11 protein-coding genes are annotated in these 14786 nt (G+C 73.9%); 5 read left to right on the forward strand and 6 right to left on the reverse strand.

The features are described from left to right. The first annotated feature begins 108 nt into the window (after positions 1-108). Both ACFWJ4_RS27775 and ACFWJ4_RS27780 read left to right on the forward strand, forming a co-directional pair. Complete coding sequence (locus ACFWJ4_RS27775) at positions 109-1086, forward strand: SGNH/GDSL hydrolase family protein (RefSeq protein WP_380548303.1); 978 nt, start codon at positions 109-111, stop codon at positions 1084-1086. A gap of 101 nt (positions 1087-1187) precedes the next feature. Continuing rightward, positions 1188-1676 carry a GNAT family N-acetyltransferase gene (locus tag ACFWJ4_RS27780; RefSeq protein WP_380548329.1) on the forward strand — a complete coding sequence of 163 codons (489 nt, stop codon included), beginning with the start codon at positions 1188-1190 and terminating at the stop codon, positions 1674-1676. Between the two features lie 5 nt (positions 1677-1681). On the opposite strand, the gene ACFWJ4_RS27785 is transcribed toward ACFWJ4_RS27780, so the two are convergent. The 3 genes from ACFWJ4_RS27785 to pruA form a co-directional block, all read right to left on the reverse strand. After that, positions 1682-2374: an RraA family protein gene (locus tag ACFWJ4_RS27785; protein WP_380548306.1), complete on the reverse strand. Its 693-nt coding sequence runs from the start codon at positions 2372-2374 to the stop codon at positions 1682-1684. A 497-nt stretch (positions 2375-2871) separates the two neighbouring features. Then, positions 2872-3801: a proline dehydrogenase family protein gene (locus ACFWJ4_RS27790; RefSeq protein WP_359905370.1), complete on the reverse strand. Its 930-nt coding sequence runs from the start codon at positions 3799-3801 to the stop codon at positions 2872-2874. 213 nt (positions 3802-4014) lie between these two features. Then, on the reverse strand, positions 4015-5643 hold the full coding sequence (gene pruA / locus ACFWJ4_RS27795; RefSeq protein ID WP_380548309.1) for an L-glutamate gamma-semialdehyde dehydrogenase: 1629 nt from the start codon (positions 5641-5643) through the stop codon (positions 4015-4017). 401 nt (positions 5644-6044) lie between these two features. Between pruA and ACFWJ4_RS27800 the strand changes: the two genes are divergently transcribed. Further along, complete coding sequence (locus ACFWJ4_RS27800; RefSeq protein WP_380548312.1) at positions 6045-7688, forward strand: PucR family transcriptional regulator; 1644 nt, start codon at positions 6045-6047, stop codon at positions 7686-7688. Here ACFWJ4_RS27800 and ACFWJ4_RS27805 read toward each other — a convergent pair. Then, positions 7676-9166 carry an alkaline phosphatase PhoX gene (locus tag ACFWJ4_RS27805; protein ID WP_380548315.1) on the reverse strand — a complete coding sequence of 497 codons (1491 nt, stop codon included), beginning with the start codon at positions 9164-9166 and terminating at the stop codon, positions 7676-7678. The two genes, ACFWJ4_RS27800 and ACFWJ4_RS27805, sit on opposite strands and share 13 nt — an antisense overlap. A gap of 203 nt (positions 9167-9369) precedes the next feature. Beyond that, complete coding sequence (locus tag ACFWJ4_RS27810) at positions 9370-10737, reverse strand: hypothetical protein (protein ID WP_380548317.1); 1368 nt, start codon at positions 10735-10737, stop codon at positions 9370-9372. A gap of 136 nt (positions 10738-10873) precedes the next feature. Between ACFWJ4_RS27810 and ACFWJ4_RS27815 the strand changes: the two genes are divergently transcribed. Continuing rightward, complete coding sequence (locus ACFWJ4_RS27815; protein WP_359905355.1) at positions 10874-11377, forward strand: VOC family protein; 504 nt, start codon at positions 10874-10876, stop codon at positions 11375-11377. A gap of 39 nt (positions 11378-11416) precedes the next feature. On the opposite strand, the gene ACFWJ4_RS27820 is transcribed toward ACFWJ4_RS27815, so the two are convergent. Further along, the gene (locus ACFWJ4_RS27820) at positions 11417-13045 is read right to left on the reverse strand and encodes a hypothetical protein (protein WP_380548320.1); all 1629 of its coding nucleotides are present in this window, start codon (positions 13043-13045) and stop codon (positions 11417-11419) included. Positions 13046-13406: 361 nt separating this feature from the next. Between ACFWJ4_RS27820 and ACFWJ4_RS27825 the strand changes: the two genes are divergently transcribed. Continuing rightward, positions 13407-14741: an MFS transporter gene (locus tag ACFWJ4_RS27825; protein WP_380548323.1), complete on the forward strand. Its 1335-nt coding sequence runs from the start codon at positions 13407-13409 to the stop codon at positions 14739-14741. Positions 14742-14786 lie beyond the last annotated feature (45 nt).

Consider the following 14786-nt stretch of genomic DNA (forward strand, 5'->3'; position numbering starts at 1 on the left):
GCGCCCGCGAATTCACCCCCTTGAGGCATCAAGTCGCCACCACGGCGACTCGATTGACTCTCAGGGGGGTGAATCCGCTCTCTCCCCCGCACCCCGAGGAGGAGAGCCGTGCCACACTTCCTGTCCCGCCTCGCCGTCGCCGGCACCGCCACCGTGCTCGCCGCCGGACTGATCACCCCGACCACCGCCCAGGCCACCGCCCAGGCCGCCGCCCGGCCCGGCGACCGCGCCGCCGCACTGCGGTGGACGGCCCTCGGCGACTCCTACACCGCCGGGGTCGTCGTGGCCACCGGCGACGAGACCGAACCGCGCGACGGCTGCGCCCGCACCGTCGACTCCTATCCCGAGATCCTCCGCCGCGACCTCGGCTCCCTGGTCGCCCTGCGCAACGTCAGCTGCAGCGGCGCCACCACCGGCAGCGTCGACACCGGCGCGCAGTCCCCGCTCGGCCGGCCGCTCCCGCCGCTCGGCACCGACCCCAACGGCCCCTACCCGTCCGTCCCGCCGCAGATCGACGCCGTCGACCCGGCCACCGACCTGGTCACCGTCGGGATCGGCGGCAACGACCTCGGCTTCGCCGAGATCCTCAAGAGCTGCATCGAACTCGGCGCCGTCCAGCTAGGCCGGGGCACGCCCTGCAAGAACAAGTTCGACGCGAGCCTGCCCGACCGCCTGAACCGGCTGCGCGGCGACTACGCCCGGATGCTGACCGCGCTGCACGCCAAGGCCCCGTCCGCCAGGGTCCTCACCGTCGGCTACCCGCACCTCGTCCCCGAGGACGCCGCCCTCTGCCAGTACGGCAGCCCCCTGCAGTTCGGCACCTTCACCACCGGCGACCTCGCCTGGGCCCGCACCGCGCTCCTGGAACCGCTCAACGCGCTCATCGCCCAGGACACCGCCGCCCGCGGCGACACCTTCGTGAACCTCTACCCCGCCAGCGCCGGCCACAGCGTCTGCGACGCCGACCACTGGCTGGACGGCGTGCTGACCAGCGTCATCCCCCTCGAATACGCCGTGGTGCACCCCAACGCCCTCGGTCAGGCCCACACCGCCGCCCTGGTCGAGGACGCCCTCCTCCACGGCTGACCCGCCCCGCGACGCGGCCCCCGACGACCGGCCCGACGGGCGGGTCCACCGAAAACCGGTGGACCCGCCCGCCCGTCGGGGATCATCCTGGTCCGATGCCCATCGACATTCGCGAGGCCACCCCCGAGGACTGGCCCGCCATCTGGCCGTTCTTCCACGCCGTCGTCGCCGCCGGCGAGACCTTCCCCTACCCCCTGGACATGCCCTCCGAGCTGGGCCGGGAGTGGTGGATGCTCGCCGCCCCGAACCGCACGGTGGTCGCGGTGGACGAGGACGGACGGGTCCTCGGCACCGCCAACATGAACCGCAACCGCCCCGGCAACGGCTCGCACGTGGCCAGCGCCAGCTACATGGTCGACCCGGCCCACCACGGCGAGGGGATCGGGAGGGCCCTGGTCGAGTACACCCTCGACTGGGCCCGCCGGGCCGGCTTCCGCGCCATGCAGTACAACGCGGTGGTCGCCAGCAACCACCACGCCGTGAAGCTCTACCGATCGCTCGGCTTCGAGATCGTCGGCACCGTCCCCGAGGCCTTCCTCCACCCGGTGGACGGCTACGTCGGCCTGCACGTCATGCACCGGCCGCTGTAACCGTCCTACTCCTCGATCGCCCCGCCGACCCGCCGCAGGTGCTGCCGGAAGCTGTACGCCGGGTCCGCGGCGCGGCGCCGCAGGTACTCGTCGAAGGCGGTCTGCCGCCGCAACGTGTCCCCGGCCGCGATCCGCCCGGCCTGCGCGCGCTCGGTCCGGGCGATCGCGCCGGCCGTCTCCAGCACCTCGGCGACCCGGTCGGCGGGCACGAACAGCACCCCGTCCGCGTCGGCGAACACCACGTCCTCGGCGCTCACCGGGTGCGGGCCGAACTTCGCCCTCAGCAGCGCCTCCGGCTCCCGGCCGTCCAGCCGCACCGGGCCGAGCGGCAGCGCCCCGTAACTGAAGACCGGCAGCCCGATCTCCAGCAGCTCGGGCGTGTCCCGGTGCAGCCCCCACACCACGATCCCGGCCACCCCGGCGGCCCGCGCCTCCAGCACCGCGAGGTCCCCGATGCAGGCCTCGTCGGTCCGCCCGCCGTTGTCGACCACCAGCACGTCCCCGTCCCGGGCCGCGCCGTACGCCTCCAGGAACACGTCCACGCTCCCGTAGTGCCGCACCGGCAGCACCCGCCCCGCCACCCGGGCCCCGGCCACCACCGCCCCCACTCCCACCGGCGCCACCCGCGGCTCCACCCCGAGCCGCACACAGGCGTCCGCCACCAACGGCGTCGACAACTCCGCGAAAGCCTTCAGCATCCCCAACTCCTCCGCTCGAAAAGCCAGTTCACCAGCAGGAAGATCCTAGGCGCGACCTCGGACTCACACCATCGAGTGACGATCACGCCATCCCCATTCCTCCTGTGCGCACCGCACATAGCCTTCCGACGCACCCGGTCGAAAGGTCATCCATGCACACAACGGACAACGAGATCCTGCTGGAGCTGTTTCTCTCCCTGGACACACCCGAGGGTCTGCGGGCCGAGCTCGTCGAAGGTGAGATCCTCATCGGGCTCCCCGCTGACGGATACCACTGCCACCTCATCAGCGAGTTGGCCGATCAGGTGCGGCGCGGGTCGGCTACCGAGACACAGATGTCGGAGAACAAGGGACTCCGCCTCGCCGCCGGCGGGCACAGCCCGCCATCCCCGCGCCGTTCGCATTCGACCTCGACACCAAGCCCTTCCTCTGACGCCGGGAACGCGGACGGCCCGCACCCCCCGTCAGGGGTGCGGGCCGTGGCCTGGGGCGCCGGGTCAGCCGCGGGTGGCCATGGCGCGCAGGAAGAAGGTCAGGTTGGCCGGGCGCTCCGCGAGGCGGCGCATGAAGTAGCCGTACCACTCCTGGCCGTACGGGAGGTACACGCGCATCGTGTTGCCCTCGCCGGCGAGGCGCAGCTGCTCCTCGGGGCGGATGCCGAACAGCATCTGGTACTCGAAGGAGTCCCGCTTGCGGCCGTTCCACTGGGCCAGCTGGCCGGCGATCTTGATCATGTTGGGGTCGTGCGAGGCGATCATCGGGTAGCCCTCGCCCGCCATCAGGACCTTCAGGGCGCGGACGTACGCGAGGTCGACCTCGTGCTTGCCCTGGAAGGCGACCGACTCGGGCTCCTTGTAGGCGCCCTTGCACAGGCGCACGCGGGAGCCCTCGCCCGAGAAGTCGCGGCAGTCGGCCTCGGTGCGGCGCAGGTAGGCCTGGAGCACGACGCCCAGCCAGGGGAAGTCCGCCCGCAGCTCGCGCGCGATGGCGAGGGTGGAGTCGGTGGTGGTGTGGTCCTCCATGTCGAGGGTCACCGTGGTGCCGGCGTCGGCGGCGGCCTCGCAGATGCGGCGGGCGTTCTCCAGCGCGATCTTCTCGCCGTCCACCGGGAGGAACTGGCCGACGGCCGACAGCTTGACCGACACCTCGGCGCCGGCCGCGAGGCCGGTGTCCTTGAGGGCCTTGAGCAGGTGCTCGTAGGCCTCGGCGGTGCCGGCGGCCTGGGCGGCGTCCTGGGTGTCCTCGCCGAGGTGGTCCAGGGTGACCTTGCGGCCGGTGGCGATCAGGTCGTCCGTGGCGGTGACGGCGTCGTCGAGGACGTCGCCGGCGACGAAGCGCTCGACTATCGCGTGGGTCGGCGGGAACTTCTCGACCACGGTGCGGACCTGCGGGGACCGGGAGGCCGCGAGAAGGGCGGAACGGAGCATCGTGACTCCTGGAGCTGGTGTTTCCAAGGGTGGCAGAAGGGCCGGGGCGGCGGGCATCCGGGGAGTCGCGCGCAGCGCGTCCCAAGAAGGGTGGCGGCGGGCGACGGGTCGGAGGCCCCGCCGCCCCGGCGGGCGGCGCCCGGCTGCGGGACCGGGCGTCGCGGGTGACCGGTGGCTACTGGACGAGCCGTACGATCAGCGGCACGGGGCTGGTCAGCCCATGTGCGGGTAGCGGTAGTCCGTCGGCGGGACGAAGGTCTCCTTGACCGAGCGGGTGGAGGTCCAGCGCGCCAGGTTCTGCTTGGCGCCCGCCTTGTCGTTGGTGCCCGAGGCCCGGCCGCCGCCGAAGGGCTGCTGGCCGACGACGGCGCCGGTCGGCTTGTCGTTGATGTAGAAGTTGCCGGCCGCGAAGCGCAGCTTGTGCATCGCGTCCTGGGCCGCGGCGCGGTCCTGGGAGATGATCGAGCCGGTCAGGCCGTACGGGGACACCGACTCCATCTGGGTCAGCATCTCCTCGTACTTCTCGTCCTCGTAGACGTGCACGGCCAGGATCGGGCCGAAGTACTCGTCCTTGAAGTACTCGCTCGCCGGGTCCTGGCAGACCAGGACGGTCGGGCGCACGAAGTAGCCCACCGAGTCGTCGTAGGTGCCGCCGGCGAGGACCTCGACCTGCGGGTCGGCCTGGGCGCGGTCGATGGCCGCCTTGTTCTTGGCGAAGGAGCGGTCGTCGATGACGGCCGACATGAAGTTGCTCAGGTCGCTGACGTCGCCCATGGTGAGGCCCTCGACCTCGGCGGCGAACTCGTCCTTGAGGCCGGCCCAGATCGACGCCGGGACGTAGGCCCGCGACAGCGCCGAGCACTTCTGGCCCTGGAACTCGAAGGCGCCGCGGGTCATCGCGGTCTTCAGGACCTTGGGGTCGGCGGACGGGTGGGCGACCAGGAAGTCCTTGCCGCCGGTCTCGCCGACGATCCGCGGGTAGGTGCGGTAGCCGGCGATGTTGTTGCCGACCTCGCGCCACAGGTGCTGGAAGGTGGCGGTGGAGCCGGTGAAGTGGATGCCGGCCAGCGCCGGGTGCTTGAGCGCGACCTCGGAGACGGCCAGGCCGTCGCCGGTGACCATGTTGATGACGCCCTTGGGCAGGCCGGCCTCCTCCAGCAGCTGCATCAGCAGGTGCGCGGAGAACTGCTGGGTCGGGGAGGGCTTCCACAGCACCACGTTGCCCATCAGCGCGGGCGCGGTCGGCAGGTTGCCGGCGATCGCGGTGAAGTTGAACGGGGTGATCGCGTAGACGAAGCCCTCCAGCGGGCGGTGGTCGCTGCGGTTCCACACGCCGTCCGAGGAGATCGGCTGCTCGGCCAGGATCTGGCGGGCGAAGTGCACGTTGAAGCGCAGGAAGTCGACCAGCTCGCAGGGGGTGTCGATCTCGGCCTGCTGGGCGGTCTTGGACTGGCCGAGCATGGTGGCCGCGGCCAGGGTCTCGCGCCAGGGGCCGGCCAGCAGGTCGGCGGCCCTGAGGAAGATCGCGGCGCGCGAGTCGAAGGAGAGCGCCTGCCAGGCCGGGGCAGCGGCCAGGGCAGTGTCGATGGCGTCCTGCGCGTCGGCCTGGGTGGCGTTGCGCAGGGTGCCGAGCCGAGCCGCGTGGTTGTGCGGCTGGACGACGTGGATCTCGGTGCCGCCGCCCATCCGGCGCTCACCGTTGATCGTCATGGTCAGCTGGACCGGCTCCTGGCCGCCCAGCTCCTTCAGCTTGGCCTCCAGGCGAGCCCGTTCCGGGCTCCCGGGGGCGTAGCTGTGGACCGGCTCGTTCACCGGCGCGGGGACCTGGGTCACAGCGTCCATAGAGCGCACGCTCTCCTTCGTTCAGTGCGGGGGGACTGCCGGCGCGGGTTGCACGCCGACCACAGCACGAACGCTATTCCTGGCCACCGGGCCACTTGATTGGCCGCGCGGCTAAATTCCCCCGTACGGCGTTGTCCGGCCCGACGAACCTGGTCACGCCGCGGTCACGAATCGTCCCCTCCCGCCCCATGGTTCACACCTCCGTGCACCACCGGCTCACACTCCTGGCCCCGGCCACCGGCTCGCGCTCCGGCGCTCGGCCTCCGAACGGTGCGCTGAGGGCGCATGCGGTGCGCCGGCGGGGTCACGGACGGCCTTCCGCCCGACGACAGCCCCGAACTCTGTCCGCCCGGCTAAAATCGACCGCGAAACGTTGTCCGGGCGGATGAAGGAGGACCGGCGTGACCACCTCCGGCCTGCCGCTCCGTCAACTCCTGATGTCCCTCGGCGAACCGCTGGTCGAACTGCAGGCCGCCCCGCAGGGCCTGGACGTCGCGGTGCGCGACGTCGCCATCCTCGACCCGGAGGACCCGCCGACCGCCGCCCCCGGCGAACTCGTCCTCGCGATCGGCGCCCGCGGCCGGGCCGCCCTGCCCGCCCTGCGCGCGGCCGGCCGGGCCGGGGCCGCCGCCGTCGCGGTCAAGCTGGACGGCCCCGGCCAGGCCGACGCGCTGCGCGAGGCCGCCACCGACGCGGGCGTCGCCCTGCTCTCGGTGCGCCGCGAGACCCGCTGGGAGCACCTCGACTCGCTCGCCCGGGCGATCATCGCCGGCCCGGACGCCCCGGACGCCCCCGGCTCCCCCGAACCCAACGCCGGCGACCTCTTCTCCCTCGCCCAGACCGTCGCCGTGCTCACCAACGGCATCGTCTCGATCGAGGACACCTCCAGCCGGGTGCTGGCCTACTCCCGCTCCTCCGACTCCGACGAGGTCGACGACCTGCGCCGGCTGTCCATCCTCGGCTGGCAGGGCCCGGAGCCGTACCTCTCCAAGCTCCGCGAGTGGGGCATCTTCCAGCACCTGCGCAGCTCGGACGCCCCGATCGCGGTCGAGCCGCACCCCGAGCTGGGCCTGCGCCGCCGCCTGGCGGTCGGCATCCGGGCCGGGGCGCAGCCGCTCGGCACCATCTGGGTGCAGGAGGGCGCCCAGCCGCTGGCCCCGCTGGCCGAGCAGTCCCTGGTCGGCGCCGCCCGGGTCGCGGCCGCCCAGCTGGTGCGCCGCCGCCGGGAGCTGTCCGCCGACGTCCGGCTCACCCAGACCCTGCTCACCGGCCTGCTGGAGGGCTCCACCGGCCCCCAGTCGCTCGCCACCCACCTCGGCCTGGACCTGCGCCGCCCGGCCACCGTGCTGGCCTACAGCGCGCGCACCACGGACGCGCTGCACCGCTCCGACGTCACCGGACTGATCTCGGTGCACACCGCGGCCCGGCACCGCACCGCGCTGCTCGCCCCGATCGAGTCCCGGGTGTACGTGCTGCTGCCCGAGCTGCCGCCCGGCCTGCCGATGACCACCGTGCGCGACTGGGCCTCCGAGGTGGTGACGGCCGCCCGCGAGCACCTGGGCGTCCCGCTGCGCGCCGCGATCGGCTCGACCGTCGACGGCCTGGCCCGGGTGCCCGAGTCCCGCGCGCAGGCGGACCGGATCCTGGACGCGATGGGCCGCGGCGGGGTGGACCTCGACGTCGCGGCGCTGATCGACGTCCAGGCGGAGGTGCTGGTCAGCGAGATGCTGGCGCTGCTCCAGGAACGCTCCGGCCTGCGCGACCCGCGGCTGACCGCGCTCACCGCGTACGACCGCCGGCACGGCACCCGGCTCGCCGAGTCGGTGCTGGCCTGGCTGGACGCGCTCGGCGAGGTCCGGGTGGCCGCGGACGCCCTGCACATCCACCCCAACACCCTGCGCTACCGGGTCCGCCGGGCCGAGCAGCTGACCGGCATCGACCTCGCCCAGCCGCAGCAGCGCCTGCTGGCCATGCTGCAACTGCGACTGCCCGCGGACGAGTGGTCCGCGGGCAGCCCTTCACGCTCGGAGGGTCACTCGCCGTAGCCCTGGCCGCGCTTGTGCTCGTTCAGCCGGCGCCACGGGCCGCTGATGGCCAGCTGGATGCCCGGGGTCTGGATGTTGGCGAAGAGGGTCTTGCCGTCGTCCGAGAAGGTCACCCCGGTGAACTCGCTGAACTCGGGCTTCTCGGCGGTGCCGATGTTCAGCTCGTTGCGGGCGATCGGGAAGACCAGGCCCTCCTCGGTGGCGCCGAACAGGTGCGAGACGCCCTCGCCGTCCTCGCAGATCACGATGCCGCCGTACGGCGAGACGGTGATGTTGTCCGGGCCGTCGAAGTTGTCGTGGTCGCCCCAGACGTCGGTGTTGACGCCCAGCAGGACCTTCAGGGTGATGGTGCGGCGGGCCGGGTTGTAGAACCAGACCTGGCCGTCGTGCTGGAGCGGGCTCTCCGAGCGGGCGAAGCTGGAGACGAAGTAGAAGCCGCCGTCACCCCACCACATGCCCTCCAGCTTCCGGGCGCGGGTGACCTCGCCGTCCTTGAACTGCTTGCGCACCGAGACGGTCTTGGCGTCGCGGTCCGCGACCTTGACCCAGTCCACGCCGTAGGTGGTGCCGACCGCGGTGGCGCGGGAGAGGTCGTCGATGAACTTGCCCTGCGCGTCGAAGACCTTGAAGGCCTCCAGCACGCCGGCGTCGGCGGCCAGCCGGCGCAGCTTGTAGCGGCCGTGCTTGAAGTCGGCCGGCGGGGTCCAGCGGAACAGCAGGCCGTTCGGGTTCGAGGCGTCCTCGGTCAGGTAGACCTGGCCGCGCTTGGGGTCCACCACGACGGCCTCGTGGGCGTAGCGGCCGAAGGCCTTGACCGGCTGCGGGTCGCGGTTGTATTCGTCGTCGAACGGGTCGACCTCGAAGATGTAGCCGTGGTCCTTGGTGAAGCCGTTCTTGCCGGCCTTGTCCTCGGTCTCCTCGCCGGACAGCCAGGTGCCCCACGGGGTCACGCCGCCGGCGCAGTTGGTGGCGGTGCCCGCGATGCCGACCCACTGCTCGACCGAGCCGTCCCGCTTGGCGTGCACGATGGTGCAGCCGCCGGCCGCGCCCGGGTCGTAGACGTGGCCCTCGGTCAGCGGCACCGGGTGCGGCCAGTTGGCGCGGGCGCCGGCCAGCTCGTGGTTGACGACCATGTAGTTGCCGCCGCGCTCGTCCTCGAAGGCGGAGGTGCCGTCGTGGTTGCTCGGGGTGAACTCGCCGGTGCGCAGCTTGGTGACGCCGGCCCGGTTGAGGACCTTGTACGAGAAGCCCTTCGGCAGGGACAGCAGGCCGCCCGGGTCCTGGACCAGCGGGCCGTAGCCGACGGCGGTGCCGGCGGCCGAGTTGGTCCCGGCGGTCGCGGCGACCGGGGCCTCGCCGCCGACCGGGGCGGCGATCGCGCCCGGGGCGCTGGCCAGCGCCTCGGCGCTGCCGGCGATCAGCACGCCGGCACCGACGAGGGTGGAACGGTTGACGAAGTCCCGGCGGGACAGCGACATGGCAGCAACTCCTGAGGATGAGCGGGGGCGTCGGTGCGGGATGCCGACGCCCAGCAGGCTCCGCCGGACGGGTGAACCCGGTATGACGTCCACCTCACGCCCAGGCGGCCATTTGCCGACCGATGACCTTCACATGACCTCGGCTTTACGCCGGCCCCCTCCGGAGGGGCGCTCCGTCGGACGCCGCGCGGGCCGGCAGCCCGTCAGTGCCGCGCCGCCCGCCACTGCTCCCAGGCCGCCAGCCACAGCTGCTCGGACAGCCGCTGCTCCTCCCACACGCCCGCCCCGCCGCCGCCCGGCCGCTCCCGCCACAGCTGCGCCCAGGCCCGCTGCGCCGGCAGGCTGGCCACCTCGCTCGCGAACACCGTGTACCGGACCACCTCCTCGACGGCCGCCTCGCCCTCCGCCGTGCCGACCAGCCAATGCGTCTGCTGGGACAGCCGGTTGAGGTGGTTCACCATCGAGGTCACCGCCGCCACGGCCTCCTCCCGGGTCTCGGTGGCCAGCCGCATCTGCTGGCGCACCGCCGCCTCCCAGCGCACCGCGCCGACGTCCCCGCGCAGCCCGCGCGGCAGCCGCGGCGTGCGCCCGACCCGCACCTGCGCCTCGATCGCGGCGGACTCGGCGACGGTCTGCGCGATCAGCGCCCGGTGCGCCTCCATCCCGACGGCGGGCGGCAGTTCGCGCTCCTCGACCGGCACGTGGCGGGCCCGCCGGGCGGCCAGGTCGCGCAGCAGTCCGGTGCGTCCGCGCAGGCAGCGCTCGAAGTCGCCGATCGAGCCGAGCTCCACCGCGCCGGGGGCCACCCCGCGCCCGCAGACCGTCACGGTCAGCCCGCCGACCCGCAGTCGCCCGGCCCACACCGCCTCCGGCCCGGGCACCGCCGGGGCGCCGGGCTCCGGCACCGGCCGGTCCTCGTGCACCTCCACCGCGCAGGGCTCGCCGTCCACCGTGATCCACGCGCGCAACGCCCGTACCCGGCCCGGCCCGTCGCCCTCGTCGATGCCCAACTGCTCGTAGACGCGGTCCCGTTCGTCCTCGACCAGGTCCTCCAGCTCGGGCAGCCGCTCGCCCCGGTCGGCGCCCGGCCGGTAGGTGCGCACGGTGACGTACGGGCCGGCCGCCGAGCGCCAGTCACCGCACTGGACCTCGACCCAGCGCAGCTCGCCGCCGGAGGTCTCGAAGGCGGCCAGCGCCTCACCGTCCACCGCGTCATCGGCCGCCGCGTCACCGGTCCGCGCGTCCCCGGCCGCCGTTCGACCGGCGACCACGCCGTACACCGGGAAGTCGGCCGCCGCCAGGGTCCGGCGGGAGAACGCCTCCTGATCGGCGAACGGGTCGACGGGCCGGCCTGCGGTCCGGTCCACGGGCGGTTCGGCCGCCCGGCCCGACGGCCGGTCGGCGGGCTGCTCCGCGGGCCGGTCCGCGCTCCGGTCCGCGCCGCGCTCCGCGGGCCGACCGGCGAAACGGTCCTCCCGGACCGGCCGGTCCGGAGCCGGGACGGCCCCCGAGGGCCCGGTGTTCCGCTTCTGGTGCCTGCCGCCGTTCTCCCGCATCATCCTGTGCCGCACCCCCGATTCCTCGCACCCGCACCGCTGACGCCACCTTACGTGCCCGCAGCTGCCGGGTCATCAGCTCCGCCTCCGGACGGGGATGGTGGCCGTGTCAGGACGCCCGGTTGTCAGCGGCCCTCCCTAACCTGGCGGCATGACAGCACAGAACGAGGCAGCACAGAACGGGGCGGCGCACGACGGCGCCGCCCAGGACCGGACCCAGCAGGGCGCCTTCCCCGCCCGGATCAGCATCGTCACCCTCGGGGTGACCGACCTCGACCGCAGCGCCCGCTTCTACGAGGCGCTCGGCTGGAAGCGCTCCGCCGCCTCCAGCCCGGAGATCGTCTGGTTCCGCACCGCCGACTCGGCGCTCGGGCTCTTCCCCACCGAGGAGCTGGCCGCCGACGCGGGCCTGCCCCCCGCCGGCGAGCCCTCCTTCCGCGGCGTCACCCTCGCGGTGAACCTGGAGTCCCCCGCCCTGGTGGACGCCGCGCTGCGGACGGCGGTGGAGGCCGGCGCCGTGGTGGTCAAGCCGCCGGTCCCGACCGACTGGGGCGGCTACTCCGGCTACTTCGAGGACCCGGACGGCCACCTCTGGGAGCTGGCCCACAACCCGTTCTTCCCCTTCACCGAGGACGGCTCGCTGGACCTTCCGTGACCCGGGCCGGCTCGGCGCACTCCGTGAAGGGCGGGAGGCTCAGCTCCTGGAGCGCGCCTTGAAGGCGGCCTTGCGCGCCTCCTTGGCCAGCGCCCGGTCCGGGTGCAGCTCCCCGATCGCCTCCAGGACGTCCGCCGTGTACGGGTGGTCGACCCGCCACAGCTCGCCGAACCACCCGGCCGGATCGCCGTTCACCGGCAGGTCGGTGATCAGTTCGCGGAGCAGCTCGGCGTCCCCGCCGTTGTCCAGCAGCTGGGCGGCGAAGGTGTCGACCACCGTCCACAGCGCCATCGCCCGGTCCGGCACCGGCACGTCCGTCGCGCCCTGCGCGGCCAGCCAGGCCCGCGCCGCGCCACCCAGCTCCGGGTCGTCCATGGCCTCCCGGACGGCCGGCTCCGCGTCCGGCCCGAGCAGGTTGAGCGCCGAGACGCAGAGCATGCGGCGCAGCGGGCCGTAGCCGTCGGTGCCGCGCGCCGCCGCGAGCAGCTCGCGCGCCGCCGCCACCGGCTCCCGGTCGGCGGTCCACACCCGCAGCTCCTCCTCCGGCAGCACGTTGGCGGACTCGCACACCCCGCGCAGCAGCTCGGCCGCGTTCCCCCGGGCCAGGTCGCCGACCAGCGGGGCGTCGTAGCCGTCCTCCAGCAGCCACTGCCGGATGCCGTACTGGCCGAGCGGGGTGAGCCGGACCAGCCCGAAGCGGGCCGACTCCTCCTCGTCCAGCGGCTCCTCGCCGACCACGGCGGACTCCTCGCCGTCCTCCTCGTCGAACAGCTCGGGGTCGATCGGGCGGTAGTCCAGCAGGCCGAGCTCGGCGAGATCGCCCAGCATCGGGTCCAGCGCGACCATGACGTCCGTGATGTCGCCGAGCAGCTCCTCGCTGGGCTCCTCGCCCTCCGGGACGACCAGCAGCGCGGCCAGCACGCCCAGCGGCACGGTCTCGTTGCCCGGCTCGGCGAAGGCGGTGGTCTCGTAGAGCACCTGCAGGGCCTCGTCCAGCAGCTCGGCGGCCTCGTCGCGGGCCTCCTCGACCTCGGAGAGCCCGTCCTCGTCCTCCTCCTCGTCCGCGCCGTCCCCGGCCGGTTCCGCCGAGCCCTCGGCCCCCTCCGGGACGGAGTCCGCCTCGACGGCCAGCTCCCGGACGATCCCGGCGGCGGTCAGCCACAGCTCCAGGACGGTCTCCGGGTCGCCCTGCTCGGCGGGTTCCAGGTCCGGGCCCGGGACGGCGACGTGCTCGCCGTCCGCGGTCGTGCCGAGCTCCACCAGGTCCAGGTCGCAGGCCAGCGACCAGGCCCGCAGCGCCTCGACCTCGGCCTCCTCGGGCACCTCGCCCTCGGCCGGGGCCAGGCCCAGCAGCCGGGCCGCGGGTGCCCGGTCCGCCTCGACCAGGTCGCCGAACTCGTCCACTTCCCGGTGCGGGGCGGCCCAGCGGGCCAGCGCCAGCGCGTACCCGAACATCGGTACGGCCTTCGCCTGCTCGGCCAGCTCCCGCTCGGCGGGCAGCTTCACCGGCGGGACCAGGACGGCCGCGTCGTCCAGGTCCTCGTCGTCCAGCCCGTGCGCGGCGAACGCCCCGTAGAGGTCCTGGAGCTCCAGGTCCGCGGGCAGCACCGCCTCGGCCGCGCCCTCCCCCGCCGAAGCCCCGGTGTTCTTGCGACGTCGTCCGGCCATCGTTGTGCGCTCTCCCTCAGCCAGCGGTCAGCCCAACAGCGCCGCGTACCGATCCATCACCTCAGCGTATAGGCCGGGCACCCCCGATGCCCGGCCGTACGGGGCGCACCCAGGGGCGCGCGCCATGGACGTGCGCCCACCCCTTATCCTTCGGTCTGGTAGCGCGCACACCCCGCGCCTGCCACCGGGGCAACGAAGCCCAACCGCCCTCCGCCCGACCCCGGGCCGGAGGGGCCCTCTTCAGCTCACCTCGCCCCACCAGGGAGCCCGTACCCGCGGCCACCACCACAGCGCCTCCGGACGGGCGCGCCGGCACAACCCCGCCGACCCCGGTGGTGCCCGGCCACAGGAGACCCCTGCCATGGCGGACCTCTCCCCCGCCGGCTCCGGCCTGCGCACCGCGCAGCTCGACGGACGCCGACTGTCGGAGGCCCTGCTTCCCCTGGAGCTCGCGCCGCGCGCCCAGCTCCAGCTCGCCGCGATCAGCCGCTGGAACGCGCTGCGCGGCGTCCGCGTCGGCCTGGTGGCCGCCGCCCTGCTGCTGATGCTGATCGGCGCCAACCTCGCGACGCCGATCTACTCGCTCCTCCAGCAGCGGCTGCACCTCACCGCGCTCGACACCACCGTCCTGTTCGCGATCTACGTACTGGCGCTGGTCCCGGTGCTCGCCGTGGTCGGCCACTGGTCCGACCACCTCGGCCGACGCGCCCTGATCCTGCCCGCCGTCGCGCTGGCCGCCGTCGGCGACGTCGTGTTCGCCACCTCCGGCAGCTTCTGGCAGCTCGCCGCCGGCCGAGCCGTCCAGGGCATCGCCGTCGGCCTGTCCACCGGCGCCGCCGGTGCCGCCCTCGGCGACCTGCTGCCCGACCGGCCGACCCTGGCCGCCAAGATCACCCTGGCCTGCTCGGCGGGCGGCGTCGCGCTCGGCCCGGTGGTCGGCGCCCTGCTGGCCGGCGGCTCCGACCCGCTGCTCACCCCGTTCCTGCTGCACGCCGTCGCCCTGCTGGCGCTCTGCGTACCGCTGGCCCTCCTCCACCCCCGGATGCCCGGCCGCAGCCGCCCGCCGGCCTCCCCGCCCCGCATCACCACCCCGGCCCACCTGCGCCCGCAGCGCCTGCGGCTGCCCCGCACCGGGCGCCGCGAGTTCCTGCTCGCCGCCACCGCCGGCTTCATCTCCTACGCGGTGTTCGGCGTCTACCTCAGCCTGGCCCCGGCCTTCGCCGCCCAGCTGCTGCACACCGACTCCAAGCTGGTCGGCGCGATCGTGGCGGCCCTCCTGCTCGGTTCCTCGGCCGCCACCCAGCTGCTCGTCCCGCCGACCTCGGACCGCGTGGTGACCGCCCTCGGCATGGCCGGCCTGGCCGCCGGCCTCGGCCTGGTCGTCGCCGCCCAGTACACCGGCACCCCGGCGCTGCTCTTCATCGGCAGCGTCCTCGGCGGAATCTCCCAGGGCGTGGCCTTCCGCTCCCTGTTCACCGCCGCCGTCGGTGCGATGAACCCGGAACGCTGCGGCTCCGAGCTGAGCACCCTCTGGGTCATCGTCTACCTCGGCAGCTCCGCCCCCATCGTCGCCCTCGGCGCCCTCGTCCAGACCTACGGCCTCCTCCCCTCCGTCAGCGGCTTCGCCGCCCTCGCCGCCCTCGCCTGCACCGCCCTCGCGATGGCCGTCGCCCGCAAGCCCAGGGCAACAGCCTGACCCCCTCGAACACCGAAGCGTCGCTGCCCGGGACTTCCGAAGAAG

This window comes from Kitasatospora sp. NPDC127067 (assembly GCF_042724755.1).
GTDB classification, from domain to species: domain Bacteria; phylum Actinomycetota; class Actinomycetes; order Streptomycetales; family Streptomycetaceae; genus Kitasatospora; species Kitasatospora lactacystinica.

What these genes read in the sequence shown, in the direction of transcription:
- ACFWJ4_RS27785 (WP_380548306.1), bottom strand. Translation starts at nt 2,374, where the DNA reads ATGCTGAAGGCTTTCGCGGAGTTGTCGACGCCGTTGGTGGCGGACGCC.
- ACFWJ4_RS27790 (WP_359905370.1), bottom strand. Translation starts at nt 3,801, where the DNA reads ATGCTCCGTTCCGCCCTTCTCGCGGCCTCCCGGTCCCCGCAGGTCCGC.
- pruA (WP_380548309.1), bottom strand. Translation starts at nt 5,643, where the DNA reads ATGGACGCTGTGACCCAGGTCCCCGCGCCGGTGAACGAGCCGGTCCAC.
- ACFWJ4_RS27805 (WP_380548315.1), bottom strand. Translation starts at nt 9,166, where the DNA reads ATGTCGCTGTCCCGCCGGGACTTCGTCAACCGTTCCACCCTCGTCGGT.
- ACFWJ4_RS27815 (WP_359905355.1), top strand. Translation starts at nt 10,874, where the DNA reads ATGACAGCACAGAACGAGGCAGCACAGAACGGGGCGGCGCACGACGGC.
- ACFWJ4_RS27820 (WP_380548320.1), bottom strand. Translation starts at nt 13,045, where the DNA reads ATGGCCGGACGACGTCGCAAGAACACCGGGGCTTCGGCGGGGGAGGGC.
- ACFWJ4_RS27825 (WP_380548323.1), top strand. Translation starts at nt 13,407, where the DNA reads ATGGCGGACCTCTCCCCCGCCGGCTCCGGCCTGCGCACCGCGCAGCTC.